Source organism: Brachybacterium sp. ACRRE (assembly GCF_022346485.1).
Taxonomy (GTDB): domain Bacteria; phylum Actinomycetota; class Actinomycetes; order Actinomycetales; family Dermabacteraceae; genus Brachybacterium; species Brachybacterium halotolerans.
Map to the genome: position 1 here is coordinate 58,197 of NZ_JAKRMO010000005.1, position 25,220 is coordinate 83,416.

A 25,220-nucleotide genomic window follows, 5' to 3' on the forward strand; every position below is an offset into this window, starting at 1 on the left:
CGGGCGTCAGCAGAGAGCGTCGACCGCGGGGCCGACGGGCTCAGCCCCAGCCGAGCTCGTGCAGACGCGACTCGGAGAGCCCGAACAGATGGCCGAGCTCGTGGAGCACGGTCACCCGGATCTCGGCGACGAGCGCCTCGCGGCTCGCGCTCACGCGCTGCAGGGGTCCGCGGAAGATGAGGATCCGATCGGGCTCGATGTAGCTGTCGAAGACGCTGCGCTGGTCCAGCGGGATGCCGTGGTAGATGCCCAGCAGCTCGGTGGCCTGGTGCCCGTCTCGTGCCGGATCGGGCTCCTCCTCGATGAGGATGACGACGTTCGACTCGGCGATCAGGCGCGCGGTCTCGTCCGGGAGCGAGTCGAGGGCGTCGTCGACGGCCTCCTCGAAGTCCTCGCGGCTGATGGCGATCATGCGTCCATCGAACCATTGCCGCCCGTGCCCGTGCCGCCCGCGGCGGGTTCGAGGGCTGCGGGCTCGAGCGCGGCGAGGACCTCGCGACCGCGCTCGGTGCGGGGGAACTCCTCGATGATGCGCGCGAGGTCCTCGCGGTCGGTGGCCGCGCCGAAGGCGCCCGCGAAGGGCTGCAGCCGCACGCCGCTGCGCAGGTCTCCGATCACGAGCGGATCGAAGCCGAGGGCGTCGATCAGACGGGCCGCCCTGTCGGCGTCGGCCGGGGCGCCCGCGATCGCGATCGCGAGGCGATCGGGATCCCCGGCGGGGCGAGCCCTCTCGTCGAGGTCGTGGTAGCCCATGTGGTTCAGCGCCTTCACCACGCGGGCCCCCGCCAGATGCTCCTGCACGAGCTCGCTCGTGGACGCGGCCGGCCCGCCGAGCTCCTCGCTCGCGCCGTCGGTCTCCCACCAGTGGTTCATCGCGTCGATCACGAGCGTGCCGCGCAGCGCGTCCACCGGCAGCTCGCGGAACCTGCCCAGCGGCAGGGCGAGGATCACGGCATCCGCCTCGCGAGCGGCCTCCTCGGCGCGCACCGCACGCGCACCGGGGGCGAGCACCGAGGTGATCAGGGCGATCGCCGCCGGATCCCCGGATCCGGAGATCAGCACCTCGTACCCCGCCTCGAGCGCGCGACGGGCGAGGACCGTGCCCACCTTCCCCGCGCCGAGGATCCCGAGGGGGCGGATCGGCGCGGAGGAGCCTGCGCTATCCCCACTCATGACGCCGCGTCCTCGCCGGAGCGCTCGGAGTCGGCGAGCATCTCGCGGACCATCGGCACCACCTGCGAGCCGTAGAGCTCGACGGACTGGCGGCGCAGCGAGGGCAGGTTCTGACCCGCGGTGTAGATGAAGTCGAAGCGCTGGACGTCCAGGGCGCGGATGTTGCGCACCATCTTCTCGGCGACCGTGCGGGGAGACCCCACGTACAGCGCGCCGTGCTCGACCTCCTGGAGGAAGTGCTCCCTGGTCATGGCGGGCCAGCCGCGCTCGGCGCCGAGGCGGGCGTTGTGGGCCCGGTACGCCGGCCAGTACTCCTCGAGTGCCTGCTCGTCCGTGGCGGCGATGTGCCCGTGGGAGTGCATGCCGACCTGCTGGCGCGCCACGCCGAGCTGGTCGGCCGCGCGGTGGAAGAGGTCCACGTAGGGGGCGAAGCGCTGGGGCTCGCCGCCGATGATCGCGAGCATGAGCGGCAGGCCGTGGGCGGCGGCGCGCACGACGGACTGCGGGGAGCCGCCCACGCCGATCCAGGTGGGGATGCCGCCCTCATGGTCGGTGCGCGGATAGACCTGCGCATCCTGCAGTCCGGGACGCGTGCTCCCGGACCAGGTGACGGGCTGCTCCTTCATGAGCTCGATCCACATGCCGAGCTTCTCCTCGAAGAGCACCTCGTAGTCCTCCAGGGAGTACCCGAACAGCGGGAAGGACTCGGTGAAGGACCCTCGACCCAGGATGACCTCGGCGCGGCCGTCGGAGAGGGCGTCGACGGTGGCGAAGCGCTGGTAGACGCGCACGGGATCGTCGGAGCTGAGGACCGTGACGGCGCTCGAGAGGTGAATGCCCTGGGTGCGCGTGGCGAGGCCGGCGAGCAGGGTCTCCGGGGCGGAGATCGCGTAGTCGTCGCGGTGGTGCTCGCCGACGGCGAAGACGTCGAGCCCCGTCTGGTCCGCGATGATCCCCTCCTCGAGGACGTGCCGGAGCGACGCGGCCTCTCCGAGGGGCCGTCCCTTCTCATCGACCATGACGTCCCCGAAGGTGTCGACGCCGAGCGTGATCCGGTCCATGTGCTCTCCTCCTCGTGCCGCGGGATCCCAGCATGATGCCGGGTCGTTGACACGTCAACTATTTTGCGGGGCCGCTTCTTCCCCCGGCGGTCCCGATGTCGCGTACGCCGCATCGACCCGGAAGGCGGTCGCGACCGCCGCGGAGCGATCGGTATGCTTCCCCCGGGCCCCCATCGTCTAGCGGCCCAGGACACTGGCCTTTCACGCCGGCGACACGGGTTCGAATCCCGTTGGGGGTACGACTGGACGACTCCGGATCCGGGGTCGGGACCACCGCCGCGAACACCGGGAACGGGCACTGCGAGGTGTTTCACAGGCCGAGTGGTCGAGGGCCCCGAAAAGGTCCGGTAGAGTTGTCCAGGTCGGAAACGCGAGAGCGCGGACGACGAGAATGGCCCTGTAGCTCAGTTGGTTAGAGTGCCGCCCTGTCACGGCGGAGGTCGCCGGTTCAAGCCCGGTCAGGGTCGCCCCGCACGAGAGGCCCCGGAGCAGATGCTCCGGGGCCTCTCGTCGTATGAGGCTGTCGCCCGTCGTCCTCTGCATGCCCACCGGCGGCGCGCGCGTCCTAGGGTCGAAGGATGAGCACGCACCTCCGCAACCACCGCATCCGCCTCGCAGCGCGCCCGCATGGGGAGCCCACCGGCGAGGACTACCAGCACGACGTGGTGGAGCTCCCGTCCCCCGCCGACGGGCAGGTCCTCCTGCGCACGCGATTCCTCTCCCTCGACCCGTACGTGCGCGGGCGGATGAGCGACGCCGAGTCCTACGCCGCACCCATGGAGATCGGGGACGTGATCGTGGGCGCGACCGTGTCGGAGGTCGTCGAGTCCGCCGCCGACGGCTTCAGCGCCGGCGACACGGTGCTCTCCTACGGCGGCTGGCAGGAGTACAGCGTGGAGGCGGCGGAGGGCCTGCGCCGCCTCGACCCCGCGAGCGCGCCCGTCACCACCGCGCTCGGCGTGCTGGGGATGCCCGGCTTCACCGCCTACGCCGGGCTGCTCGCGATCGGCAGGCCGCAGCCCGGGGAGACCGTGGCCGTGGCCGCCGCCACGGGCCCGGTGGGCTCCGCCGTGGGCCAGATCGCGCGGCTCCTCGGAGCGCGCGCGGTGGGCATCGCCGGCGGCGAGCGCAAGGTCGAGCGCATGCGCGAGCTCGGATTCGACGCCGCGCTGGACCACCGGGCGCCCGACCTCGGCGACCGCCTCGCCGACGCCGCGCCCGACGGCATCGACGTGTACTTCGAGAACGTCGGCGGCGCCGTCTGGGACGCCGTGCTCCCCCACCTCAATGAGTTCGCGCGCGTCCCCGTGTGCGGCCTCGCCGCGAGCTACAACGCGACAGCCCTCCCCGCGGGGCCCGACCGCAGCGGCGAGCTGATGGGAGCGGTGCTGCGCAAGAGCCTGACGCTGCGAGGCTTCATCCAGCGCGAGTTCGCGCCCACGATGTTCGAGGACTTCCTTCGGGACATGACCGGCTGGGTCGCGAGCGGACAGGTCCACTACCTGGAGGACACCCACGAGGGACTGGACAGCGCCCCCGACGCCTTCCTGGGGATGCTGCGCGGCGCGAACCTCGGGAAGACGATAGTGCAGATCTCCTGACGCGCCGCCCCGTGGCATGCCTCTCACCCGCGCCGTCAGGTTGGGAGCACCGCACGCCGACTGCTAGCCTTGTCGTCGGTCGCCCTCGGCGATCACGGCTCTGTAGCTCAGTTGGTAGAGCGTTCGACTGAAAATCGAAAGGTCACCGGATCGACGCCGGTCGGAGCCACCGCCAGAGGCCCTCATGCACACGCGTGAGGGCCTCTTCTCATGCGCCCCCGCCACCGCAGCTCGACGCCTCCCGCGCGTGCTGGAATGGCCGGGTGACGTACTTCTACCGCCCGTCCGAGGGACACCGGCTCCCCCACGATCCGTTCAACGCCATCGTGGCACCGCGGCCCATCGGGTGGATCGCCACCGTCGACGCGCACGGCGCGAGGAACCTCGCGCCGTACTCGTTCTTCAACGCCCTGAACTACCGTCCCCCGCTGATCGGCTTCTCCAGCAACGGCTGGAAGGACACCGTGGCCAACTGCGAGGCGACCGGGGAGTTCACCTGGAACCTGGTCTCGCGTGCGCAGGCCGAGCAGATGAACTCCTCCTCGACCACCGCCGAGGTCGACGAGTTCGACGCCGCGGGCATCGTCGCCGCACCCTCGATCGAGGTCGGGCCCCCACGGGTGGCCGCCTCGCCGGTGAGCTTCGAGTGCAGGGTCACGCAGATCATCGACCTGCGGACCTCGGCCGGCGGCTCCTCGGGCTCGTGGTTCACCGTGGGCGAGGTCGTGGGCGTGCACCTGGAGGAGTCCGTCCTGGTGGACGGCGTCTTCGACACGGTCGCGGCCGATCCGGTGCTGCGCGGCGGCGGGCCCACCGCGTACTTCGGCATCGATCGGGAGCTGCGCTTCGACATGCGTCGGCCGGACTGAGCGGGCATCCGGACGGCTCCTGCCCTCAGATGCCGTCCTCGTCGCGGCCGCGACGCTCGACGACGTCCTCGAGCTCCTTCTCGGTCTCGTCCTCGAGGTCGATGTCGAGGTCCAGCGACGTGGGTCCGCTCTCGTCCTCGGGCTCGTCCCAGTTCGAGAGGTTCGAGAGGTCCGCGTGCTCGTGGGCGCCGCCCACCACGTTCTCGGGGAAGCGCTCCGGGGACTCCTCCTCCCCCAGGTGCGGGCCCTGGGACTCGTCGACGAAGCCGTCCTCGTCGTCGTCCTCGTCGAAGGTCGACGCGAGGCGCGGGGTGAGCTCGTCGATCGTGTAGGCGCTGCCGGAGACGAAGCCGCGGCGGAACGCGGCCCGCCCCACCATCGTGCTCGAGACCGTCACGGTGGCCATCTGCGCGAGCATCACCAGCAGCATCGACCCGGCGATCGTCCAGCTCCCGGCGATCAGCGCCGTCCCGGCGAGGACGAGCAGCAGGCCGACGGTCTGGGGCTTGGAGACGGCGTGCATGCGCCGCAGCACGTCGCTGAAGCGCTCGAGACCGATCGAGGCGACCAGGGCGAACAGCGCGCCGAGCGCGATGAGCACCAGTCCGATCACGTCCATCGCGCTCATCGGCCCTCACCCCCGGAGTCATCGCCGCTGCCGCCGGATGCGCGGCCGTCGGTTGCGCGGCCGTCAGATGCCTGGGCACTCGGCCCGGACTCGTCGGTGTGGTCGTCGGACTCGTGCACGTCGAGGCCCGAGGCGTGGGACCCGGCGGCCGGGCCCGGCAGGCGCGGTGCCGCTCCTCCCGCGACGTCGTGGGGCCCGACGGGGCGCGCGGAAGCGTGCGGGCCCGGCCCGTCGTCCGTGAACGGGGCGCGGACCGCCGGGGCCCCGTCGGACTCCGCGTCGTCCCGTGCCGTGCCGTCCAGCTCAGCGCCGCCCGGCTCAGCGCGGCCCGGCTCAGCGCCGTCCGGCTCCGCGCCGTCGAGCTCCGCACCGTCACCGGCGGCGTCGACCGCCTCCTCGACGGCGCCCTTGGCGTCCGTGCCCTCCGCGTCGGCGGCCTCCGCGCTGGGCGGGTCCGAGGAGAGCGTGTCCGATTGCAGCGCGTCGGGGTCCTCCGGCGGGCGGGCCACACCGGACCTGACCCGGTCGCGGGAGACGAAGCGGGCGACGGCGAGCGTGCCGACGAAGGCGAGCGCGGTCAGCCCGAGCATCGGCGCCACCCCGTAGCTCGTCCCCGTCGCCGCCGTGTACAGGGCCATCCCCGCGACCACCAGGACGATGAGCATGTCCGAGGCGACGGCGCGGTCCAGGATCGTCGGGCCGACGATCATCCGGTGCACGGCCGGCAGCGCGGCGAGCGCGAGGACCCCCGCGATCACCATCAGCACCACGTCGAGCGCGTCCGCGTTCCCGGCGATCATCGCAGCCCCGCCCCCTCGAGCACCTCGCCGCGGGCGAGTGCCCGCAGCAGGCGCAGCTCCTGGCGCCGGGCCCGCTCGCGCGCCTGCTCGGCGCCCTCCTCGTCGCCCACGCCGATGACGTGCAGGAACAGGGTCCCCGTGGCACGCTGCGCCTCGACGACCACGGACCCGGGGATCAGCGTGGACAGCGCGGCGGTGAAGGTGAGGAACAGGTCGGAGCGCGAGGCGAGCTCGACGGCGATCACGGCCGTGGGCGGCTCCGGCCCGGGCCGCACCGCCCACCAGGCGATCTGCACCGCCGAGACGGTCATGTCCCACAGGAACCGCGCCACCAGCCACACGAAGGCGAGCGGCCGCAGCGTCACCTCGCGCGCCATCGACGGCAGTGGGAAGAGCACGTAGACGAGCACGGCCACGACCAGGCCGCCCAGCACGTCGGACGCGGAGAAGCCGCCCCACAGCAGGCACCAGAACACGGTCGCGACCAGCAGGCCCAGCCAGCGGCTCGGCAGCTCGCGCAGCATCCCCCTCATCGCTCCTCCACCCGCGTGCCGTCGTCGCCGATGCGCCAGGCGAGCTGGTCGGCCGCATCGTCGCCGAGCACCGCGCTCACGTAGGGACTGCGGTCCAGCACCGAGCGGGCCGCCTCGTCGGTGAAATGCATGAGCGGTCCCGCGAGCACGGTCAGCAGCAGCGAGACCACGACGAGCGCCCCGGTCGCGCCGTACATGAGGGCCGGCACCCTCTCGCCGTCCTTCTCGATGTCCGCGCCCTGCGGCGCCTTCTGCCAGAACGCGCGGTTCCAGATCTTCGCGATCGCGTACAGCGTGAGCAGGCTCGTCAGCACGCTGATCACGACCAGGATCCACGAGGCCGTGTTGCCGCGCTCGATGCCGGCCTCCACGAGGCCCACCTTGCCCAGGAACCCGGAGAAGGGCGGGATGCCCGAGAGGTTCATCGCGGGCACGAAGAAGATGACGGCGAGCAGCGGGGCGGCCTTCGCGAGCCCTCCCAGGCGCCCCAGGTTCGTGGTGCCGGCGCGGTGCTCGATGAGCCCGGCGGCCAGGAACAGCGTCGACTGCACGGTGATGTGGTGGGCGACGTAGTAGATGGTCGAGGCGATCGCGAGGCGGGTGGTGACGCCGATGCCGAAGAGCATGAAGCCCATGTGCGAGACCAGGGTGAAGGACAGCACGCGCTTGAGGTCGGTCTGCGCGACCGCGCCCAGGATCCCGATCACGAGGCTCGCCCCGGCGGCCGCGAGCAGCAGGGTCTCCAGCTGCGAGGCCGGGAACAGCAGGGTCTCGAGCCGGATGATCGCGTAGATGCCCACCTTCGTGAGCAGTCCCGCGAACACGGCCGTGACCGGTGCGGGCGCGGTCGGGTACGAGTCGGGCAGCCACGCGCTCAGCGGGAAGATCGCGGCCTTGATCGCGAAGGCGACCAGCAGCATCAGCTCGAGCCCCATGCGCGTGGAGTCCGGCAGCTGGTCCAGGCGCACGGCGAGCTCGGCCAGGTTCACCGTGCCCACGGCCGCGTACACCGCGGCGATGCCGGCCAGGAAGATCACCGAGCTCAGCAGCGAGACGATCACGTAGGTGGTCGCGGCGCGGATGCGGCTCGCGGACCCGCCCAGGGTGAGCAGCACGTAGCTCGCGGCCAGCAGGATCTCGAAGCTCACGTAGAGGTTGAACAGGTCCCCCGCGAGGAACGCGTTGGAGACGCCCGCGACCAGCACCAGGTACGTCGGATGGTAGATCGCGACGGGCGTGCGCTCGGTGTTCTCGCTGACGGACTGCGCGCTCGAGTACACGAGCACGGCGAGGGTCACGACGCTCGAGACGACGAGCATGAGGGCCGTCAGCCTGTCGGCCACCAGCACGATCCCGAGCCGCGGGGTCCAGCTCGCGATCTGCAGCACGAGCGTGCCGTCGACCGTGACCCGGTAGCCGATGGCGAGGGCGACCGCGAGGATCGCGACCAGGGTCGTCGTGGAGACCGCGCGCTGCAGCGCCGCGTGGTGGCGCAGGATCAGCGTGAACGCGGCGCCGCCGAGCGGCAGCACCACGGGCAGGGCGAGGAGCAGGGCGACGCTCATGCGCGGTCCTCCTGGTCCTCGGTCGGTTCTCCGGAATGCTCTCCGGACTGCTCTGCGGGCTGGTCCTCGGGCCCGTCCTCGGGCTGGTCCTCGGCCTCGTCGGCCTCCGTGTAGTCCTGGGGCACGTCCTGGTCGCCCGTGAGGTCCTCTCCCAGCGGGTTCTCCTCCTCCTCGGGGGCGCGCAGCCCCTGCGACGCCTTGATAGCGCCGCGCCGGGCGTCCTCGTCGAGGGCGTCGGCCCAGCCCACCTCGATGCCCTGCCCGGTGCGGGCGCGGGAGCGGCGCAGCACGCGGCGGTCCTCGACGTCGTCGGGCACCTCGTCATGGCCGAACAGCTGCCAGGCCCGGTAGGCCAGCGCCATCACGAACGCGGTCACCCCCAGGGTGATGACGATCGCCGTGAGCACCATCGCGAAGGGCAGCGGGTCGGTCATCCGCTCCGGATCGTCGGTCCCCTCGAAGGGCGGCGAGCCCCACGGGCCCGCGGCGAGGATGAACAGGAGGTTCACCCCGTTGCCGAGCAGCACGAAGCCCAGGATGATGCGGGTCAGCGTGCGCTCGAGCACGAGGTAGACGCCGCAGGCGATGAGGACGCCGGCGGTGAGGACGAGGGCGAGGCTCACGGTCATCCGTCCTCCGCCTCCTGGTGCAGATCGATCTGGGAGCCCAGGCTGCGCAGGATGTCGAGGACCACCCCGATCACCACGAGGTACACCCCGATGTCGAACAGCAGCGCCGTGGGCAGGTGCACCTCGCCGAGCACGGGCATGTGGATCACGGGCGTCGCGGTCGAGAACACGCTGCCGCCGAAGGCGACGGGCACCACGCCGGCGAGCACGGCCGTGGCCATGCCGACGCCCAGCACGAGACCCGCCTGGACGGGAGCGGCCTCGGAGAGCTCGTAGCGGCCGCCCGCGATGTAGCGCAGGGTCAGCGCGATGCCCGCGACCAGCCCGCCCGCGAAGCCGCCGCCGGGATGGTTGTGCCCGGCCATCAGCAGGTACACCGAGAACATCATCATCAGCGGGAACGACAGCCGGGTGACGACCTCGAGGACCACCATGCGCCGCTGCGGGGCCAGGGTGCGCCCGGCCGAGAGCCACGTGCGCCAGCGGTTGCCGGCCACGTCCTCGGGCCTCGTGTCGAACTCCAGGAGGTTGCGCGGCAGCTCCTCGTCGACCCGCCGGTTCCAGATGGTCCGGCCGGACCCCACGCTGCTCACGCGCGAGATCGCCTGCTCGCGACGGGTCACGAAGATCAGGGAGGCGACGCCCGTGGCGACCACGAGCAGCACGGAGATCTCGCCGAAGGTGTCCCACACGCGGGCATCCACGAGGGTCACGTTGACGACGTTGTGGCCGCCGCCGATCGTGTACGCGGCCTCGATGAGGTCCTTGCCCAGCGGCGACTGGGTGCGCGCGGCCGCGGCGTAGACCGCGACGCCGCACATGGCGGCGGCGGTGCCGATCGCGATCGCCCAGCGCACCCAGCGGTCCAGGTCCAGCGGCCGGCGCGAGAAGTACACGGGCAGGCGGCGCAGGGCGAGCACCAGCACGACCGTCATCATCGTCTCCACGAGCACCTGCGTCATGGCGACGTCCGGCGCACCGGCGAGCAGGAAGTACACGGCCACGACGTACCCGGTGACGGTGATGAGGAAGACCGCGCGCAGGCGCCGACGGGCCCGGGCCGCGCCGATCGCGGCGACAGCCGCGACCACGAGCAGCAGGATCTCGACGGGGGTCACGAAGGGCACGAGGTTGTCCGGCACCGGGTTCTGCCAGATCAGGATGGGGGCGGCGAGCGCGATCGTCACCACGAGCATCGTGCCCAGGGTGAAGGGGAGCGAGCCCCTCTGGTAGAGCGGGGTGACGAGGATGGCGAGGCCGTCGACCGCGCGCATGATCGCGCGGAAGCCGCGCTCGGCGTCGAGCAGTACCCCGATCCGGTGCTCGCTCCAGCGCTGCGGGGAGACGGCGCGCTGGAGGCGCTCGAGCGGGCGGGCGAGGACGACGAGGACGGCGCCGAGCCCGAGGGCGAGACCGCTGAGCGCGAGGGGCACGCCCACGTGCGGGAGCATCGTGAGGTGCACTGCCCCGTGCTCCGCGTGCTCCCCCAGCGCGGGGACCGTCTCGGAGAAGCCGCGGAGCACCTGCTCGAACGGATGGCTCGCAAGTGGCAGGGCCAGGCTCGCGACGACGATCACCGCGGGCGGCGCCCAGAAGCCCCAGGGGATCCGCACGGCCCGCACGGGCGGCGCGCCGCCCGCCCGGCCGAAGGCGCCGACGACGAAGCGCCAGGAGTAGGCGACGGTGAGGATCGAGCCCGCGACCAGAGCGATCAGCAGCACCCTCTGGCCGGTCCCGCCCTCCCAGAGCGCCGTGAAGATGGCCTCCTTGGCGACGAAGCCCAGCAGCGGCGGGACCGCCGCCATGGAGGCCGCGGAGAGCACGCCGATCACGGCGACCACGGGCGCGACCCGCCACACCCCCGAGAGCATGCGCAGGTCGCGGGTGCCGAACTTCTTGTCGATGATGCCGACGGCCATGAACAGCGGCGCCTTGAAGGCGGCGTGGGCGACGAGCATCGCCGTCGCGGCGAGGGCCGCATCGGGCGTGGCCAGCCCCGCGACGGCCATCAGGAAGCCGAGCTGGGAGACCGTCCCGTAGGCCAGCAGCAGCTTGATGTCGGTCTGGCGCAGGGCGCGCCACCCGCCCAGCAGCATCGTCGCCGCGCCGAGCACCGCGATCACCGTCCCCACGGAGGGGACGTGCGCGATCGCCGGGTCGAGCCGCAGCACCATGTAGACGCCCGCTTTCACCATCGCCGCCGCATGCAGGTAGGCGGAGACGGGCGTGGGGGCGGCCATCGCCCCGGGCAGCCAGAAGTGTGTGGGGATCAGCGCCGACTTGCTCGCGGCCCCGGCGGTGATCAGCAGCAGGGCGGTCACGAGGAAGGCGTCGGGAGCACGCCACATGGGGTCCTCGACGATCGCGGCGAGGCTCAGGGTGCCCGCGCGCTCGCCGAGCATGAGCAGGCCGACGAACATCGCGAGCCCGCCGGCGGTCGTCGAGATCAGCGCGTTGATCGCGGCGCGGCGCGAGGCCTGCTTCTCGGCGTAGTGTCCGATCAGCAGGTACGAGAAGATCGTGGTGAGCTCCCAGAAGACGAACATCACCATGACGTCGTCGGCCAGGACCAGTCCCACCATCGCCCCGGCGAAGGCGGTGAGCACGCCCGCGAAGCGTCCCAGCCCCGGCTCCGTGTCCTTGAAGTAGCGCGCGCAGTAGAGCAGCACGAGGGTGCCGACCCCGGTGGCCAGCAGCGCCATCACCCAGCTGAGCGTGTCGAGCCGGAAAGTCAGGGAGATCCCGAGCTGCGGGATCCAGGGCACGGACTCGACGCGGGGCTCCTCGGCGAGGTGCGCCGGGGACATGCTCGCGAGCCAGACGGCGCTGAGCGCCGGGACCACGGCCAGCGGGTAGAACGCGTTGCGCCCGATCGCGCGCACCGCAACCGGGCCCAGGAGGGCGGCTGCGAGGTGGGCGATGAGCACAAGGAGCACACGCTCTCCGTCCGTGGTGGGGGCGGGGGATCATGAGTATTTTATCTGCTCGCCCTGGGGCGGCGCTGGGCCTTCGGATGTCGGGCATCTTGCACCGATCCGCCCACGGATCGGGAATACGGCGCGGCGCGCGCCCTAGAGTGCTCCCATGGCCTCCCCCACCGCCGGGTCCGACTCCCCCGGGCCGTCCGGGCCCGCCTCCTCCGCGCACTCCCCTGCACACTCGTCCCCCGCCTCCTCCGCGCGCGGGGGACGCCGGGCGAAGGTCTCCTTCGCGCTCTGGGACGGGGGCATGTCCGCCTTCAGCTCCGTGATCCTCACCTTCGTGTTCGCGACCTACGTGACCAATGCCGTCGCGACCGAGGGCGCCGTGGGCGCGGACGCCCTGAAGGCCGCCCAGGACCACGGCTCCCAGGTGCTCACCTCGTGGCAGGCGGTGGGCGCGGTCGCGATCGCCCTGCTCGCGCCGCTGCTCGGGAACCTCGCCGACTCCGGCGGAGCCCGCAACACCCTGCTGCGCGTCACGACCCTCGCGACCGTGGTGACCGTGGCGCTGATGCCGCTGATCGCCCGGGACCCGGCCTTCCTCACCCTGGGCGCGGCGCTGATCGCCCTTGGCGTGGTGTTCTCCGAGCTCGCCGGGGTGTTCGTGAACTCCGTGCTGCCGGAGATCTCGACGCCCGCGGACCGCGGCCGCGTCTCGGGCACCGCGTGGGCGGTCGGCTACTGGGGATCGATCGTCTGCCTGGGCCTGGTCCTCGTGCTGTTCGTGATGCCGGGGACGGGGATCCTCGGGATCACCGGGGACGAGGGCTGGAACCTGCGGGCGATCCCGGTGTTCGTCGCCGTCTGGATCCTGCTGGGCACCCTCCCGCTCATGCTGTGGGCGCCGCGGCACCATGGGAGGGCCGAGCTCGAGGGCCGGATCCCGGCCGACGGGCCCCGCGGGGCCGGTGGCGCCCGGGTCCGCTGGACCCCGTGGCAGGGCTACGCGACGATCGTGCGCCGCGTGGTCCGGGCCTTCCGCGAGGAGCCCGTGACCCTCGCCTACCTCGTCGCCTCCGCGATCTACCGCGACGGCCTCGGCGCGGTGTTCTCCGTGGCCGGTGTCCTCGCGGCCAACGCCTACGGCTTCTCGACCGTGCAGGTGATCGTGTTCGGGATCGCCGCGAACCTCGTCGCCGGGATCGGCGTCTTCGTGGGCGGCCGGATCGACGACCGCGCGGGCTCGCGCGCCGTGATCATCGCGGGCTGCGCGGCGATCGTGGTGCTGGGCCTGGTGGTCCTCGCGATCGACGCGCCGATCGTGTTCTGGGTCGCGGGGCTCGCGATCTGCCTCTTCGTCGGCCCCGTGCAGTCCTCCTCGCGGAACCTGCTCACGCGGCTCTCGGCGCCCGGCCACGAGACGGAGAACTTCGGCCTCTACGCGACCACCGGACGCGCGCTCGGCTTCCTCGGCACCGCGGCGTTCTCGCTCACCGTGTGGCTGTTCCACGACACCCGCATGGGCATCCTCGGGATCATCGTCGTGATCGCGCTCGGTCTGATCGCCTTCGTGCCGATCCGGCTCGGCGCGGCGGGGCGCGCGGGCGACCTCGCGCCGGCCGCTCAGCCGTCGACGAGCGTGACCTCGAAGGAGTAGCGCGAGGCGCGGTAGACGTGGTGGCCGTACTCGATGACGGCGCCGTCGTTCGCGAAGGACTTGCGGTCCATGGTCAGCAGCGCCGCCCCGACGGTCTCCCCCAGCAGGGCCGCGTTCTCCTCGTCGGCCGTGATCGCGCCGATCCTCTGATGGCCGACGGCCGTGGCGATCCCGCGCTCCCGCAGCGCCGCGTACAGGCCCTTCTCGAGCAGGTCCTCGCGGCTGGGGGCGATGCGCTCGGGCAGGGTGTTGCGCATGACGGCCAGCGGCTCGTCGTCCGCGTAGCGCACGCGCATGAGGTCCAGGACGAGCTCCCCGGTGTCCAGCAGCAGACGCCCCGCCGCTTCGGCCGTCGGCCGTCCGATCCGGTACTCGAGGACCTCGGTGCGCGGATGCTTGCCCTCGCGGGCGAGGTCGTCGTACAGGGACGTCAGCGCCACCGGACGGTTCACCTGGGACTCGACGACCTGGGTGCCCACCCCGCGCTTGCGCACGAGCAGCCCCTTGTCCACGAGCTCCTGGATGCCCTGGCGGACCGTGGGGCGCGAGAGGCCGAGGCGGCCGGCGAGCTGCAGCTCGTTCTCGATGCGCGAGCCCGGCACCAGGGTCCCCTCGCGGATCGCGCCCTCGATCGCCGCGGAGAGCTGGAGATACAGCGGTGTGGAGGAGCCGCGCTCGATGGGGATGCTCAGCTCGGTGGGGCGGGCGGGATCCGCGGTCATGGACGTCTCCTCCTCGGGCGCGGCTGCGACGCCGCGTGTCCGGACAAATGTACACAGGGGGTGCGGCGCCGCGGCGGGGTCGGGGTCGTCCGGGTCCCGGTCCCCGCCGCGGCCTCCGCGTGCCCGCGGGTCATTCCCCGTGGGCGGCCTGGTAGCGCTCCTCGAACTCCTCGAGCGAGACCCCGCGGGTCTCGGGGACGACGCGCCAGTAGAACAGGAAGGCGATGACGTTGATGATCGCGAAGAGCAGGTACGTCTTCGCGCCGCCGAGCCCGGCCATCATCGAGGGGAACACCGCCGCGACGATGCCGTTGAACAGCCACAGCATGCCCACGGAGATGCCCTGGGCGCCGCCGCGGATCTTCGCGGGGAAGATCTCCGCGAGCAGCACCCAGGTGACGGTGCCGGCCTGCTTGGCGAAGACGAACAGGGAGACCACCACGAGGATCAGCCACGGCACGAGCGTGGGGATGGTGTCCGCGATCGACCCGTCGGCGCTCATGTGGGGCTCGACCCCGAAGTGGAAGAGCGCGGCGAGCGCGAACAGGGCGATCGCGACGCCGAGCTCCTGGGCCATGCCCACGTGCCGGCGCGCGAAGCGGTAGACGACGTACAGCCCGACCGCCGAGCCGACGGCGGAGACGGCGCCCGTGACGACGTTCAGGGTGATCGCGTCGGCCGTGGAGAAGCCGGCCGCGCCGAGGATCGTGGGCATGTACCACATGGCCGTGTTGATGCCCGTGAGCTGGTCGAAGATCCCCAGCATGATGCCGATGAGGATGAGGCGCCGGGCCCAGCGGCGCCGGAAGCCCTGCCGCAGCGTCCACTCGACCTGCTGCGCCTGCTTCTCCTCGAGCTCGACCATCTCGACGACCTCGTCGGCGACGTCGTCCTTGGCGGGGTCGCGCAGGGTCTTGAGCGTCTCGATGACCTCGTAGTACCGCTTGTTCGCGGCGAACCAGCGGGGCGACTCCGGCATCACGCGCATGCCCACCCAGAGCACGATCGCGGGGATCGTGGCGAGCACGAGCATCCACCGCCAGGCCTCGCCGTTGCCGCTCGAGACCACCACGCCCTCGATGTGCTGGAGCACGTCCCAGGACACGGTCTGCCCCGACCGGTAGGTGCCGGAGGGGTCGTTCTCGACGACGGCCTGCGGGGCCGAGTGCATGTGGGCGATGACGGCGTTCAGCGAGTAGGCGACGAACTGGCCGAAGACGATCATGAACTGGTCGACCGCCACGAGCGGCCCGCGGATCCGCTTGGGCGCGGCCTCGGCGAGGTACAGCGGGACGGTCGAGGAGGCGCCGCCGACGGCCATGCCGAGGATGAAGCGGAAGGGCGCGATCACCGCGACGTTCGGGGCGAGCGTGCAGCCCAGCGTGCCGACGACGAACAGGATCGCCAGCAGCATGATCGCCCGGCGTCGGCCGATGCGGTCGTTGAGCTGCCCGCCCAGCAGCGCGCCCGCGGCCGCGCCGAAGGCGAGCAGCGAGGTGACCAGGCCCTCCTCCGCGGCGCTCAGTCCCAGGCCGCCGGCGGCGGTGGGCAGGTGCATGTACGGCAGGGCGCCCGCGATGACGCCGGTGTCGTAGCCGAACAGCAGGGAGCCCATGGTCGCGATGGCCGCGATCAGCAGCGGTCCGCGGCGACGGCCGGAGGCGGAGATCCGCGAGACCAGGGTCGGGATCTCGCCGGTGGACGGGACATGCCCGTCGGGCAGCTCGGAGCGGGGTGAAGACATCGTCGTCCTCCTGGGGACAGGGTCGGGGCTGGGCTCAGGGGCGCTCACGCGTGTCGACGGGGACGAACCCGTCCGCGGTGAGCGCCTTCTCGGCGGCCTCGCACGCGGCGGCGGCGAGGTAGCCGTCCCAGGCGCGGGCCGAGCGATCGGCGACGTTGGTGCCGGCGGCGACGGCCGCGACCCAGGCCTGGACCTCGGCGTCGTAGGCGTCGATGAAACGGGGGCGGAAGTCCCCGGGGATCTCCCCTCCCCACCGAGAGCCCTCGAGGTGGGTGGTGACGCGGCCGGACTCCTGGCCGATGGTGGCGATGCCCTTCGAGCCCAGCACCTCGGTGCGCACCTCGTAGCCCGAGGCGGTGTTGACGTAGAGCTCGTCGGTGACGATGCGGCCGGACGCCGTGCGGAACAGCAGCAGCATCGGGTCGTGCTGGCCCTCGTCGGCCCGCGGGCCGGGGACGGGCAGGATCGCCTGCACCGCGGTGATCGGCTCGTCGAGGAAGTAGTGGATCGCGTCGACCTCGTGGACGGCGGAGTCGTAGACCATCATCGAGTCGACGAAGCCGGGCAGGGTGGTCGCGTTGCGGTGCTTGCAGTTCACGATGCTGATCTCGCCGAGCTCGCCCGAGGAGATCGCGTCGTGCAGCTCGGCGTACCCGCGGTCGAAGCGGCGCATGAAGCCGAGCGAGAGGTACTGGCCGCCCGAGGCCTGCTCGGCCGCGACCACCTGGTAGGCGTCCTCGGGGTTCATCGCGAGCGGCTTCTCGCAGAGCACGGGCCTGCCGGCGTCGATGCAGGCGATCGCCTGGTCGCGGTGGAACTTCCCGGGGCTCGCGATGAGCACGGCGTCGACGTCGTCGGCGGCGATGAGCTCCTCGGGGGTGTCCACGACGCGCGCGCCGGGGACGGTGTCGGCGATCTCCTGGGCCTTGTCCGTGAAGTAGTCGGTCACGACGCTCACGCGCGCGCCCTTGATGCGGTCCCGGATGCGGGTGACGTGGTCGGCGCCCATCTGGCCGACGCCGATGACGCCGACGCGGACATCGGCCGGGAGGGATGCGGAGGTGCTGGGGGTGGTGCTCATGGGGTCTCTCCTTCGAAACGGGACGGATGCGGGCGGCGCGGAAGGGCCGACGGGAGGCGCGGGACGGGCCGTCAGGCCCCGTCGGCCCCGTCGACGAGGCGCGGGTCGGGTCCGAGCTCCTCCCAGGTGCCTCGCACCCAGGTCTGGTCGGGGCGGTCGGTGATGTTCCAGGCCCGCTCGGCGCCGGGACCGGCCATCACGTTGAGGTAGTACATGGCGTGGCCGGGCGCCGCGGCGCACGGGCCGTGCCAGCCGTGGGGCACGAGCACGACGTCGCCGCTGCGGACCTCGACGAGCACGTCGATCGGACGCTCGGGGTCGCTCGAGGTGGTCTGGTGGTAGCCGAAGCCGGGACCGCCGTCGGGCGCGTCCTGGATCTCGTAGTAGTAGATCTCCTCGAGCTCGGACTCGGGGCGCTCCGGGTCCTCGACCGTCTCGTCGTGCTTGTGGGCGGGGTAGCTCGACCAGTTGCCGCCGGGCGTGATGACCTCGCAGGCGATGATCGCGTCGCAGTCGTCGAAGGAGCCGACGGTGCCGAAGTTGCGCACCTGACGGGTCATGTTCCCGCCGCCGCGGATCTCCACGGGGACGTCCTTGGCGGCCACGCGGGCCGCGGGGTGGAAGGAGGTCGCGACCGCGATCGCGAGGGCGAAGCGGCCGCCCTGCTCGCTGCGCACGGTGAGGGTGGACTCGATGCCCGCGTAGGCCAGGTCGGTCGCCGAGGCGAAGACGTCGCTGCGCCCGGCGAGCTCGAACTCGTGGTCGCCGTCGCGGTCGGAGACCTGCACGCTGCAGGAGCCGCTGAGCGGCACGACCATGATCTCGGTGCGGCCGGTGCCCAGGCGCGCGGAGCCTCCCGGCTCGAGCGCGAGGACGCGCAGTCCGGTGTGGACCCAGTCCTCGCGCTCCCCGGGATCGATGACGGTGTCGTAGGGGGCCTGCGCCGAGGTCCCCGCGGGGATGTGCAGCTCGCTCATGCTCTCGCCCTTTCGTCGGGGTGGGTGTTCTCGTGTCGATGCTCGTCGATGCCGTGGGCCCGGTTCGACGCCGTGCGTCCGGCGCCGCGGACGGCCAGGCATCAGCGGATCATGCTCGCGGCGGTGCTCACGGCCCCGCGCACGTCGTCGTCGGCCGGGTAGAGCAGGCTGCGGCCGACGACGAGGCCGCGCACGTTGGGCCGGGCGAGCGCCTCGCGCCAGGTCGCGTACACCGCCTCCGGATCGGTCGCGCCGGGGTCGCCGCCGAGGATCAGGGTGGGCAGCGTGGTCGCGTCCATGACGCGGGCCATGTCCGCCACCGCGGGCAGCTTCAGCCACGTGTACGCGCTGGTCGTCCCGAGGCCCTGGGCGACATGGATGGAGCGGATGACGGCCTCGGGGCTGAGGTCGTTGACGACCCTCCCGCCCTGCCGGGAGGACCAGAAGGGCTCGATCATGGCGATGAGCTCGCGCGCGGCGAGCTCGTCGATCGCCTCGGCGCTCCACTTCAGCGTCTTCGAGGTGCGGTCGTCGTCGAGGTCGATGCGGGTGAGCATCTTGCCGCCCGCGAAGCCCGCCCGCGCGATGGACTCGGCGTCGTAGGACGTGAAGCGGTCCTCGATCTCCCAGGAGCCGCCCTGCAGCCCGCCGCGGTTCATGGAGGCGAACACGACCTTGTCCTCGAGGGCGCCCATCAGGAGGAGGTCCTCGAGCACGTCGGCCGTCCCGAGCACGCCGTCCACGCCGGGCACGGCGAGCGCCGTGCGCATGCGGTCGAGCATGTCGGTGCGGCTGGCCATCGCCTCGGTGCGCGCGCCCACGCCGAGGGCCCCGCGGGCGGGGTGGTCGGCGGCGACGATGAGCATCGAGCCGTCGGTGTCGGCGACGGTGCGCCGTGCGCGGCGCGCGAGCAGCCGGCCGATCCGGCCCGGATCCTCGATGCGCACCCGGGTGACGTCCTCGTAGGAGTCGACGAAGGCGTCGTCCCTGGTCCCCGTCGACTCCGTTGCCCCGGTCGACGCCGTGGCCCCGGTCGACGGGGTCCCGCTGGTCGGGTGTGCTGTCATCGCTGCGCGTCCTCCCCGAGGCCGCGGGAGCGGATCCCCGCGAGCATCTGGTCGATGGTCTGGCCGTGGTTGGGGTCCCCGCCGTCCAGCAGCAGGTCGATCTCCTCGGTGGTCGGCATGGCCGTCGAGCACTCCAGACGGCTGGTGGCGATCGCGCCGGCCGCGTTGCAGCGGGTGAGGGTCTCGGTGAGCGACTGGCCGCTGAGCAGGCCGTGGCACAGGGATCCGCCGAAGCTGTCGCCGGCCCCGAGCCCGTTGATCACCTGGATGAGGTTCGGGGCGACCTCGACGCGCTCGTCGCGGGTCTTGCCGAGGACGCCCTTCGGGCCCTGCTTGACGATCGCGATCTCGACGCCCGCCTCCAGGAGGGCGTCGGCGGCGCGCTCGGGCTCGGTCTCGCCGACGGCGACCTCGCACTCCTCGCGGTTGCCCACGGCGACCGTCGCGTGCTGGAGGGCGCGCCGGTACTCCTCGCGCGCCTCCTCCACCGAGGACCAGAACATCGGCCGGTAGTCGAGGTCGAAGACCGTGTGGCGGGTGCGGCCGCGGGCCTCGAGGGCCGCGTGGTGCGCGGAGCGGCTGGGCTCCTCGGAGAGCCCGGTGCCGGAGAACCAGAACAGCGGGACCTCGCGGATCGCCGCGAGATCGAGGTCCTCGGGGCGGACCTGCAGGTCAGGCGCGCTGGGCTTGCGGTAGAAGTACAGCGGGAAATCGTCGGGCGGGTAGATCTCGCAGAACGTGATGGGGGTGTTGAGGTCGTCGGCGGTGATCACGAAGCCGTCGTCCACGCCGAGGCGCACGAGCTCCTGCTTCACGTAGCCGCCGAAGGGGTCGTCCCCCACCCCGGTGATCACCGCGGGGCGGTGGCCCAGACGGGCCGCCGCGACGGCGACGTTCGCGGGGCTGCCGCCCAGGAACTTGCCGAAGCTGAAGACGTCCTCGAGCCCGGTGCCCACCGCGAGGGGGTACAGGTCCACCCCGCTGCGGCCGAAGGTGATGATGTCGAGATCTGCTGCTGCCATGGAACTGATGCCTCTCTGCGGTCGTGCGACGCTGCGCGTGCCAACATGTTCCCACGATTCGCGATCCATGTCCATACAAATGAATCGAGACCGAGGGAAGGGCCGGAGCTCAGAGCTCCCCGGTGAGGAACTGCGCGCGGCCGTGGCCGAAGGACCAGTCCTCCCGGCCGTTCTCCGCGACGGAGACGATGAGGTCCTCGGGCCGCACGAGGCCCTCCTCCCCCAGCCGCCGGGCGAGCTCGGCGAAGATCGTCTGCTTCTGCTCCTGCGAGCGCCCCTGCTGGAGGATCTGGATGATCACCACGCCGTCGCTGCGCTCGATGCCCAGGCCCGTGTCCTCGGCGATGATGCTGCCCACGGGCAGCTCCTCGAGGATCTGGTAGCGGTCCCCGGGCGGGGCCGAGAAGTGCTCGAGCATCACGTCCTGGACGACGTCGGCCAGACGCCTCTTCTGCTGGGGCGTGCGCCCCTCCTGCATGGTCATCCGCACCAGCGGCATGGGAGTCCTCCTCGTTCTCAGTGTGTCGGCGGGGTCGTCGCGACCCGCCGAGGCCTCGGGCGCCTCAGGCGCCCGAGGCCTCGGCGGCGGCGAGCAGGGTGCGGGCCCCGCGCTCGATGCCCTCGATGCGGCCGAAGGCGGCGTCCTCGTGCTCGATGTTGATGCTGAGGTCCGGGTCGACGGCCGCGAGGGCCCGCAGGAAGCGGGTCCAGTAGCCGAGGTCGTGCCCCTCCCCGAGCGCCACGAACCGCCAGGCGGGATCCTCCGGCCAGGTCGAGCACCAGTGGCCGATGCCGGTGGGCGTGCGCTGGGCCGGGTCCTCGGGCACCGGGCCGAAGTCGGTGTCGAGCACGCCGCGGGTCGCCGCCCCGGACAGCACGGCGGTGTCCTTCGCGTGGACGTGGAGGATGTGCGAGCCGAGGCGCTCGATGCAGTCGATCGGCTCCATCTGCTGCCAGAACAGGTGGGAGGGATCGAGGTTCACGCCGATGTGGGTGGGCTCGACGCGCTCCACGAACTCCTCGAAGCTGGGCGGGCTGAAGGCGATGTTGCGCGGGTGCAGCTCGAGGGCGACCTTCACGCCGCGCTCGCGGGCCAGGGCGTCGATCTGCTTCCAGAAGGGCACGGCGACCGACCACTGGTACTCGAGGATCTCGAGGTCGATGCCGTTCCAGGGGTTCACGATCCACGCCGGACAGCGGGCGCCGGGATCGGTGCCGGGCGTGCCGGACATGGCCACGACCTCGGGGACCTCGAGGGCACCCGCGAGCTCGATGGTGCGGCGCAGGTCCTCGGCGTGGCCGATGCCCTCGCTGGGCAGCGGCGAGAGCGGGTTGCCGGAGACCGTGAGCCCGGTGAGGGCCATGCCCTTGTCGGCGAAGAGCGCACGGTAGTCGCGGCGGGCCCGCTCGCTCGCGAGCAGCAGGTCGACGGGGGCGTGCGGGGAGGGGATGAAGCCTCCGGTGTTGACCTCCGCGCCGGTGAGGCCGAGCCCCGCGAGCACGTCGAGGGCCTCCTCGAGGGCGCGGTCCTGGAGGCAGGCGGTGTAGGCGCCGTAGGTGAAAGCCATGGTGGAGGGTTCCTCTCGGTCGTGGGAAGAGTGCGTCCCGGGCGGGGTCAGGCGATCTCGACGCTCGCGCCCCCGGCCCCTGCGGAGCGGGCGACGGCGTCGAGGATGCGCATCTCGCGGTAGCCGTCGGCGAAGCTCGCGCAGGGCGGCAGGGCGCCCTCGTCGACCCCGGCGACCTGCTGCAGGAAGGCGTGGGCCTGGTAGGTGAACTGCTCGATCTGGTTGAGGCCGACGCCCGCGAAGGCCATCGACGAGCCGTTGCCGAAGTACGGGAAGGCGGGGTTCGCGAGCACCTGGCGGAAGCCGCCGAGGCCCGCGGGGCTCGAGCCGTCGGCCACGCGGATCTCGCCGGTGCGGGCGAGGTCCCAGCTCGCCGAGCCGTGGCTGCCGGAGACGTCGATCATCATCTGGTTGGGACGACCGAAGGCCACGCGGGAGCAGGAGAAGGTGCCGGCGGCGCCGCTCGCGAAGTGGGCGGTGAACGTCGCGACGTCGTCGTTCTCGACGGGCTCGGTCGGATCGTCGGCGCTCGCGGTGACGCCGCGGCCGCCCGCGACCGCGCCGCTCGCGACGGGGCGCTCGGTGATCGAGGTGGTGAGCACGGCGCCGGAGACCGAGGCGATGGGGCCTCCGATGAGCTCGGCGGTGTCCACGAGGTGGCTGCCGATGTCGCCGAGGGCGCCGGTCCCCATCGGCCCCTTGTACCGCCAGGCGATCGGCACCAGCGGGTCCGCGCCGTAGTCGCACCAGTAGCGGGCGTCGAGGTGATTGACCGTGCCGAGTCCGCCGTCGGCGACGAGCCGGGCGAGCTGGGCGACCGCGGGGTTGCGGCGGAAGGTGAAGCCGGTGGCCAGCACGAGGTCGGGGTGGGCGGCCTCGAGCGCGGCCATGGCCTCGGCGTCCTCGAGGGTGCCCGCGAGCGGCTTCTCGCACAGCACGTGCTTGCCCGCGGCGACCATCGCCTCGGCGATCTCGCGGTGCAGGGCGTTGCCGACCACGATCGAGACGACGTCGATCGAGGGGTCGTCGGCGACCTCGCGCCAGTCGCCCACGGCCTTCTCGTACCCGTAGTGGGCGGCGGCGTCCTCGGCGAAGGGCAGGTGGGCGTCGGCGATCGTCGCCAGGCGCACGGGCGGCAGGCCCAGGTCGAAGACGGTGCCGGCCTGGCGCCAGGCGTTGGCGTGCGTGCGGCCGGCCATGCCGGCTCCGATGACGGCGACGGAGAGGGGTGCAGTGGTCATGGGTGGTCCTTCCGGTGGTTGCGGAGGGTTCGGCGTCGACGGCCGGCCGACGGAGCGCAGGAGAACCGAGCGGCGGGCCGGCGCGGAATCGTGGTGCCACGGTGCGCGGATCCACCCTGCCGGACGTTCCTTGTCCGGTCAAAGTGCTCGTCGCATCCGATAGCCGAGGACCGTAGCACGCCACCGCCGACCAGGGAAGGCCTGTTCGCGAGCGATCAGCAGGGCTCCGCACCTCATCGGCACGGATGTCGCTGCACGCCTCGAACTCGCCACGACATCTCGCTTGTCAATACAAAAGATTGACATGCGCATCCGGTTGTCGGCATGCTGTTCCCACGACCCACCGCCGAGTCGTCCGGTCCCGGCGGTCGCACGAATCCCGGACCGCCCAGGGCGGCCGGCCGTCCCGTCCACGGAGGCAGCATGAGTGAGCACAGCGACAGCGTCAGCGGAGCCCCGGCGGGCGCGACCATCCGCCTCACCGTCGGCCAGGCCTTCGTCCGCTTCCTCTCCGCCCAGTACACGGAGCGCGACGGCGAACGGCAGCGGCTGATCGCGGGCACCTTCGGGATCTTCGGCCATGGCAACGTGGCCGGCGTGGGCCAGGCCCTCCTGCAGAACGCGATCGACCCCGCCGACGGCGAGGCCGAGATGCCCTACTACCAGGCGCGCAACGAGCAGAACATGGTGCACGCCGCCGTCGCCTACGCGCGCACGAAGAACCGTCTGCAGACCCTCGCCTGCACGGCCTCCATCGGCCCCGGATCGACGAACATGGTCACCGGCGCGGCGCTCGCGACGATCGACCGGATCCCCGTGCTGATCCTGCCCAGCGACGTCTTCGCGAGCCGCGCCGTGGACCCCGTGCTCCAGCAGCTCGAGGACGAGCGCGCCATGGACGTCACCGTCAACGACGCCTTCCGCCCCGTCTCCCGCTTCTTCGACCGCATCTGGCGCCCCGAGCAGCTCATCCCGAGCGCGCTGGCGGCGATGCGCGTGCTCACCGACCCGGCCGAGACCGGCGCGGTCACCCTCGCCCTCCCCCAGGACGTCCAGGCCGAGGCCCACGACTGGCCGCTCGAGTTCTTCCGCGAGCGCACCTGGCACGTCGGCCGGCCCGTCCCCGAGCCCGCCGCGCTCGAGCGCGCCCTCGCGGTGATCCGCTCGGCCCGTCGGCCGCTCGTCGTCGCCGGAGGCGGCGCCGTCTACTCCGAGGCGAGCGCGGCCCTGGCCGCCTTCGCCGACGCCACCGGCATCCCCGTGGCCGATACCCAGGCGGGCAAGGGCGCGATCAGCGCCGACCACCCCGCGAGCGTGGGCGGCGTGGGCGCGACCGGCAACGACGCGGCGAACACGCTCGCCGCGGAGGCGGACGTCGTGATCGGCGTCGGCACCCGGTACACGGACTTCACGACCGCCTCGCACACCGCCTTCCGCGACCCCGACGTGCGCTTCGTGAACCTCAACGTCAAGGCCTTCGACGCCGCCAAGCACTCGGCGGAGATGCTCGTGGCCGACGCCCGCGCCGGCCTCGAGGCGCTCACCGCGGGGCTCGCGGCGGACACCGCCGCCTACCGCGCCCCGCAGGAGCACCAGGACCGGGCCCGCGAGCTCGTCGCCGCCTGGGAGGAGCGCAGCGCGCCCTGCTTCGCCCCGCACGACCAGGAGCTGCCCGCGCAGACCGAGATCTTCGGCGCCCTCAACGAGCTCATGGGCGACGAGGACATCGTCATCAACGCCGCGGGCTCGATGCCCGGCGACCTGCAGGCCCTGTGGCGGGCCCGCACTCCCCTGCAGTACCACCTCGAGTACGGCTACTCGTGCATGGGCTACGAGCTGCCCGCGTCCCTGGGCGCGAAGATGGCGGCCCCGGACAGCGAGGTCGTCGCGATCATCGGCGACGGCACCTTCCAGATGGCGCCGCAGGAGATCGCGACGATCGTCGCCGAGGACGTGAAGGTCATCCTCGTGATCCTGCAGAACCACGGCTGGTCCTCGATCGGCTCCCTGTCCGAGTCCCACGGCTCGCAGCGCTTCGGCACCAAGTACCGCATGCGCAACGAGAAGACCGGCCTGCTCGACGGCGCGAAGCTGCCGATGGACATCGCCGCGAACATCCGCTCGTACGGCATCGAGGTCAGCGAGGTCTCCTCGACGGACGACTTCCGCGCCGCCTACCGCCGGGCCGAGGACTCCGAGCATGCCACCGCGATCGTCGTGAACACCGACCTGTACGGGCCGAACCCGCCCGGCATCGGCTGGTGGGACGTGCCCGTCTCCCAGGTCTCCCGCCTGAGCTCCACGCAGGATGCCTCCGCGCGCTACGAGGCGGAGAAGGCGCCGCAGCGCCACTACCTGTGA

Annotated in this window: 22 protein-coding genes and 3 tRNA genes; 7 read left to right on the top strand and 18 right to left on the bottom strand. The window is 72.2% G+C overall.

The window, feature by feature from the left end:
• Positions 1-40 precede the first annotated feature (40 nt).
• The 3 genes from MHY49_RS02560 to MHY49_RS02570 are packed head-to-tail and all read right to left on the bottom strand — an operon-like array spanning position 41 to position 2,234.
• On the bottom strand, positions 41-412 hold the full coding sequence (locus MHY49_RS02560) for a metallopeptidase family protein (RefSeq protein WP_200502767.1): 372 nt from the start codon (positions 410-412) through the stop codon (positions 41-43).
• Positions 409-1,173: an NADPH-dependent F420 reductase gene (locus tag MHY49_RS02565; RefSeq protein ID WP_239202351.1), complete on the bottom strand. Its 765-nt coding sequence runs from the start codon at positions 1,171-1,173 to the stop codon at positions 409-411. The genes MHY49_RS02560 and MHY49_RS02565 overlap by 4 nt, the downstream gene beginning before the upstream one ends.
• Positions 1,170-2,234 carry an LLM class flavin-dependent oxidoreductase gene (locus MHY49_RS02570; RefSeq protein ID WP_239202353.1) on the bottom strand — a complete coding sequence of 355 codons (1,065 nt, stop codon included), beginning with the start codon at positions 2,232-2,234 and terminating at the stop codon, positions 1,170-1,172. The genes MHY49_RS02565 and MHY49_RS02570 overlap by 4 nt, the downstream gene beginning before the upstream one ends.
• 166 nt (positions 2,235-2,400) lie before the next feature.
• Here MHY49_RS02570 and MHY49_RS02575 point away from each other — a divergent pair.
• From MHY49_RS02575 to MHY49_RS02595, 5 genes are all read left to right on the top strand, one after another.
• Positions 2,401-2,473, top strand: a tRNA-Glu gene (locus MHY49_RS02575).
• 154 nt (positions 2,474-2,627) lie between these two features.
• A tRNA-Asp gene (locus MHY49_RS02580) sits at positions 2,628-2,701 on the top strand.
• A 111-nt stretch (positions 2,702-2,812) separates the two neighbouring features.
• Positions 2,813-3,835 carry an NADP-dependent oxidoreductase gene (locus MHY49_RS02585; RefSeq protein WP_239202355.1) on the top strand — a complete coding sequence of 341 codons (1,023 nt, stop codon included), beginning with the start codon at positions 2,813-2,815 and terminating at the stop codon, positions 3,833-3,835.
• 96 nt (positions 3,836-3,931) lie between these two features.
• Positions 3,932-4,004, top strand: a tRNA-Phe gene (locus MHY49_RS02590).
• A gap of 94 nt (positions 4,005-4,098) precedes the next feature.
• On the top strand, positions 4,099-4,704 hold the full coding sequence (locus tag MHY49_RS02595; RefSeq protein ID WP_239202357.1) for a flavin reductase family protein: 606 nt from the start codon (positions 4,099-4,101) through the stop codon (positions 4,702-4,704).
• A gap of 25 nt (positions 4,705-4,729) precedes the next feature.
• On the opposite strand, the gene mnhG is transcribed toward MHY49_RS02595, so the two are convergent.
• The 6 genes from mnhG to MHY49_RS02625 are packed head-to-tail and all read right to left on the bottom strand — an operon-like array spanning position 4,730 to position 11,795.
• On the bottom strand, positions 4,730-5,332 hold the full coding sequence (gene mnhG, locus MHY49_RS02600; RefSeq protein WP_228359162.1) for a monovalent cation/H(+) antiporter subunit G: 603 nt from the start codon (positions 5,330-5,332) through the stop codon (positions 4,730-4,732).
• Positions 5,329-6,132, bottom strand: coding sequence for a monovalent cation/H+ antiporter complex subunit F (locus tag MHY49_RS02605; protein ID WP_239202359.1), 804 nt, complete (start codon positions 6,130-6,132; stop codon positions 5,329-5,331). The genes mnhG and MHY49_RS02605 overlap by 4 nt, the downstream gene beginning before the upstream one ends.
• On the bottom strand, positions 6,129-6,665 hold the full coding sequence (locus MHY49_RS02610) for a Na+/H+ antiporter subunit E (protein WP_200502774.1): 537 nt from the start codon (positions 6,663-6,665) through the stop codon (positions 6,129-6,131). Before MHY49_RS02610 ends, MHY49_RS02605 begins: the two co-directional genes overlap by 4 nt.
• Positions 6,662-8,230, bottom strand: coding sequence for a Na+/H+ antiporter subunit D (locus MHY49_RS02615; RefSeq protein WP_200502775.1), 1,569 nt, complete (start codon positions 8,228-8,230; stop codon positions 6,662-6,664). The genes MHY49_RS02610 and MHY49_RS02615 overlap by 4 nt, the downstream gene beginning before the upstream one ends.
• Positions 8,227-8,859 (bottom strand): Na(+)/H(+) antiporter subunit C, encoded by a 633-nt coding sequence (locus MHY49_RS02620; RefSeq protein ID WP_370645951.1) that lies wholly within the window; start codon positions 8,857-8,859, stop codon positions 8,227-8,229. Before MHY49_RS02620 ends, MHY49_RS02615 begins: the two co-directional genes overlap by 4 nt.
• The gene (locus MHY49_RS02625) at positions 8,856-11,795 is read right to left on the bottom strand and encodes a Na+/H+ antiporter subunit A (protein ID WP_239202361.1); all 2,940 of its coding nucleotides are present in this window, start codon (positions 11,793-11,795) and stop codon (positions 8,856-8,858) included. The genes MHY49_RS02620 and MHY49_RS02625 overlap by 4 nt, the downstream gene beginning before the upstream one ends.
• A 148-nt stretch (positions 11,796-11,943) precedes the next feature.
• On the opposite strand from MHY49_RS02625, the gene MHY49_RS02630 reads away from it, so the two are divergent.
• Positions 11,944-13,437 carry an MFS transporter gene (locus MHY49_RS02630; RefSeq protein WP_239202363.1) on the top strand — a complete coding sequence of 498 codons (1,494 nt, stop codon included), beginning with the start codon at positions 11,944-11,946 and terminating at the stop codon, positions 13,435-13,437.
• On the opposite strand, the gene MHY49_RS02635 is transcribed toward MHY49_RS02630, so the two are convergent.
• The 9 genes from MHY49_RS02635 to MHY49_RS02675 form a co-directional block, all read right to left on the bottom strand.
• Positions 13,404-14,159 (bottom strand): GntR family transcriptional regulator, encoded by a 756-nt coding sequence (locus MHY49_RS02635; RefSeq protein ID WP_200502783.1) that lies wholly within the window; start codon positions 14,157-14,159, stop codon positions 13,404-13,406. The two genes, MHY49_RS02630 and MHY49_RS02635, sit on opposite strands and share 34 nt — an antisense overlap.
• 130 nt (positions 14,160-14,289) lie before the next feature.
• Positions 14,290-15,903 carry an MFS transporter gene (locus tag MHY49_RS02640; protein WP_239202365.1) on the bottom strand — a complete coding sequence of 538 codons (1,614 nt, stop codon included), beginning with the start codon at positions 15,901-15,903 and terminating at the stop codon, positions 14,290-14,292.
• A gap of 34 nt (positions 15,904-15,937) precedes the next feature.
• Entirely contained in the window at positions 15,938-16,984 is a 1,047-nt protein-coding gene (locus MHY49_RS02645) for a Gfo/Idh/MocA family protein (protein WP_200502787.1), read from the bottom strand.
• A 71-nt stretch (positions 16,985-17,055) separates the two neighbouring features.
• On the bottom strand, positions 17,056-17,961 hold the full coding sequence (iolB, locus tag MHY49_RS02650; RefSeq protein WP_239202367.1) for a 5-deoxy-glucuronate isomerase: 906 nt from the start codon (positions 17,959-17,961) through the stop codon (positions 17,056-17,058).
• A gap of 101 nt (positions 17,962-18,062) precedes the next feature.
• The gene (locus MHY49_RS02655) at positions 18,063-19,028 is read right to left on the bottom strand and encodes a deoxyribose-phosphate aldolase (RefSeq protein ID WP_239202369.1); all 966 of its coding nucleotides are present in this window, start codon (positions 19,026-19,028) and stop codon (positions 18,063-18,065) included.
• On the bottom strand, positions 19,025-20,050 hold the full coding sequence (iolC, locus tag MHY49_RS02660) for a 5-dehydro-2-deoxygluconokinase (RefSeq protein ID WP_239202370.1): 1,026 nt from the start codon (positions 20,048-20,050) through the stop codon (positions 19,025-19,027). The genes MHY49_RS02655 and iolC overlap by 4 nt, the downstream gene beginning before the upstream one ends.
• Before the next feature lie 109 nt (positions 20,051-20,159).
• On the bottom strand, positions 20,160-20,549 hold the full coding sequence (locus MHY49_RS02665; protein WP_228359173.1) for a tautomerase family protein: 390 nt from the start codon (positions 20,547-20,549) through the stop codon (positions 20,160-20,162).
• A gap of 64 nt (positions 20,550-20,613) precedes the next feature.
• The gene (locus MHY49_RS02670) at positions 20,614-21,618 is read right to left on the bottom strand and encodes a sugar phosphate isomerase/epimerase (RefSeq protein WP_239202372.1); all 1,005 of its coding nucleotides are present in this window, start codon (positions 21,616-21,618) and stop codon (positions 20,614-20,616) included.
• 47 nt (positions 21,619-21,665) lie between these two features.
• Positions 21,666-22,859 carry a Gfo/Idh/MocA family protein gene (locus MHY49_RS02675; RefSeq protein WP_239202374.1) on the bottom strand — a complete coding sequence of 398 codons (1,194 nt, stop codon included), beginning with the start codon at positions 22,857-22,859 and terminating at the stop codon, positions 21,666-21,668.
• Positions 22,860-23,282: 423 nt separating this feature from the next.
• Here MHY49_RS02675 and iolD point away from each other — a divergent pair, with 423 nt between their 5' ends.
• On the top strand, positions 23,283-25,220 hold the full coding sequence (gene iolD, locus MHY49_RS02680; RefSeq protein WP_239202376.1) for a 3D-(3,5/4)-trihydroxycyclohexane-1,2-dione acylhydrolase (decyclizing): 1,938 nt from the start codon (positions 23,283-23,285) through the stop codon (positions 25,218-25,220).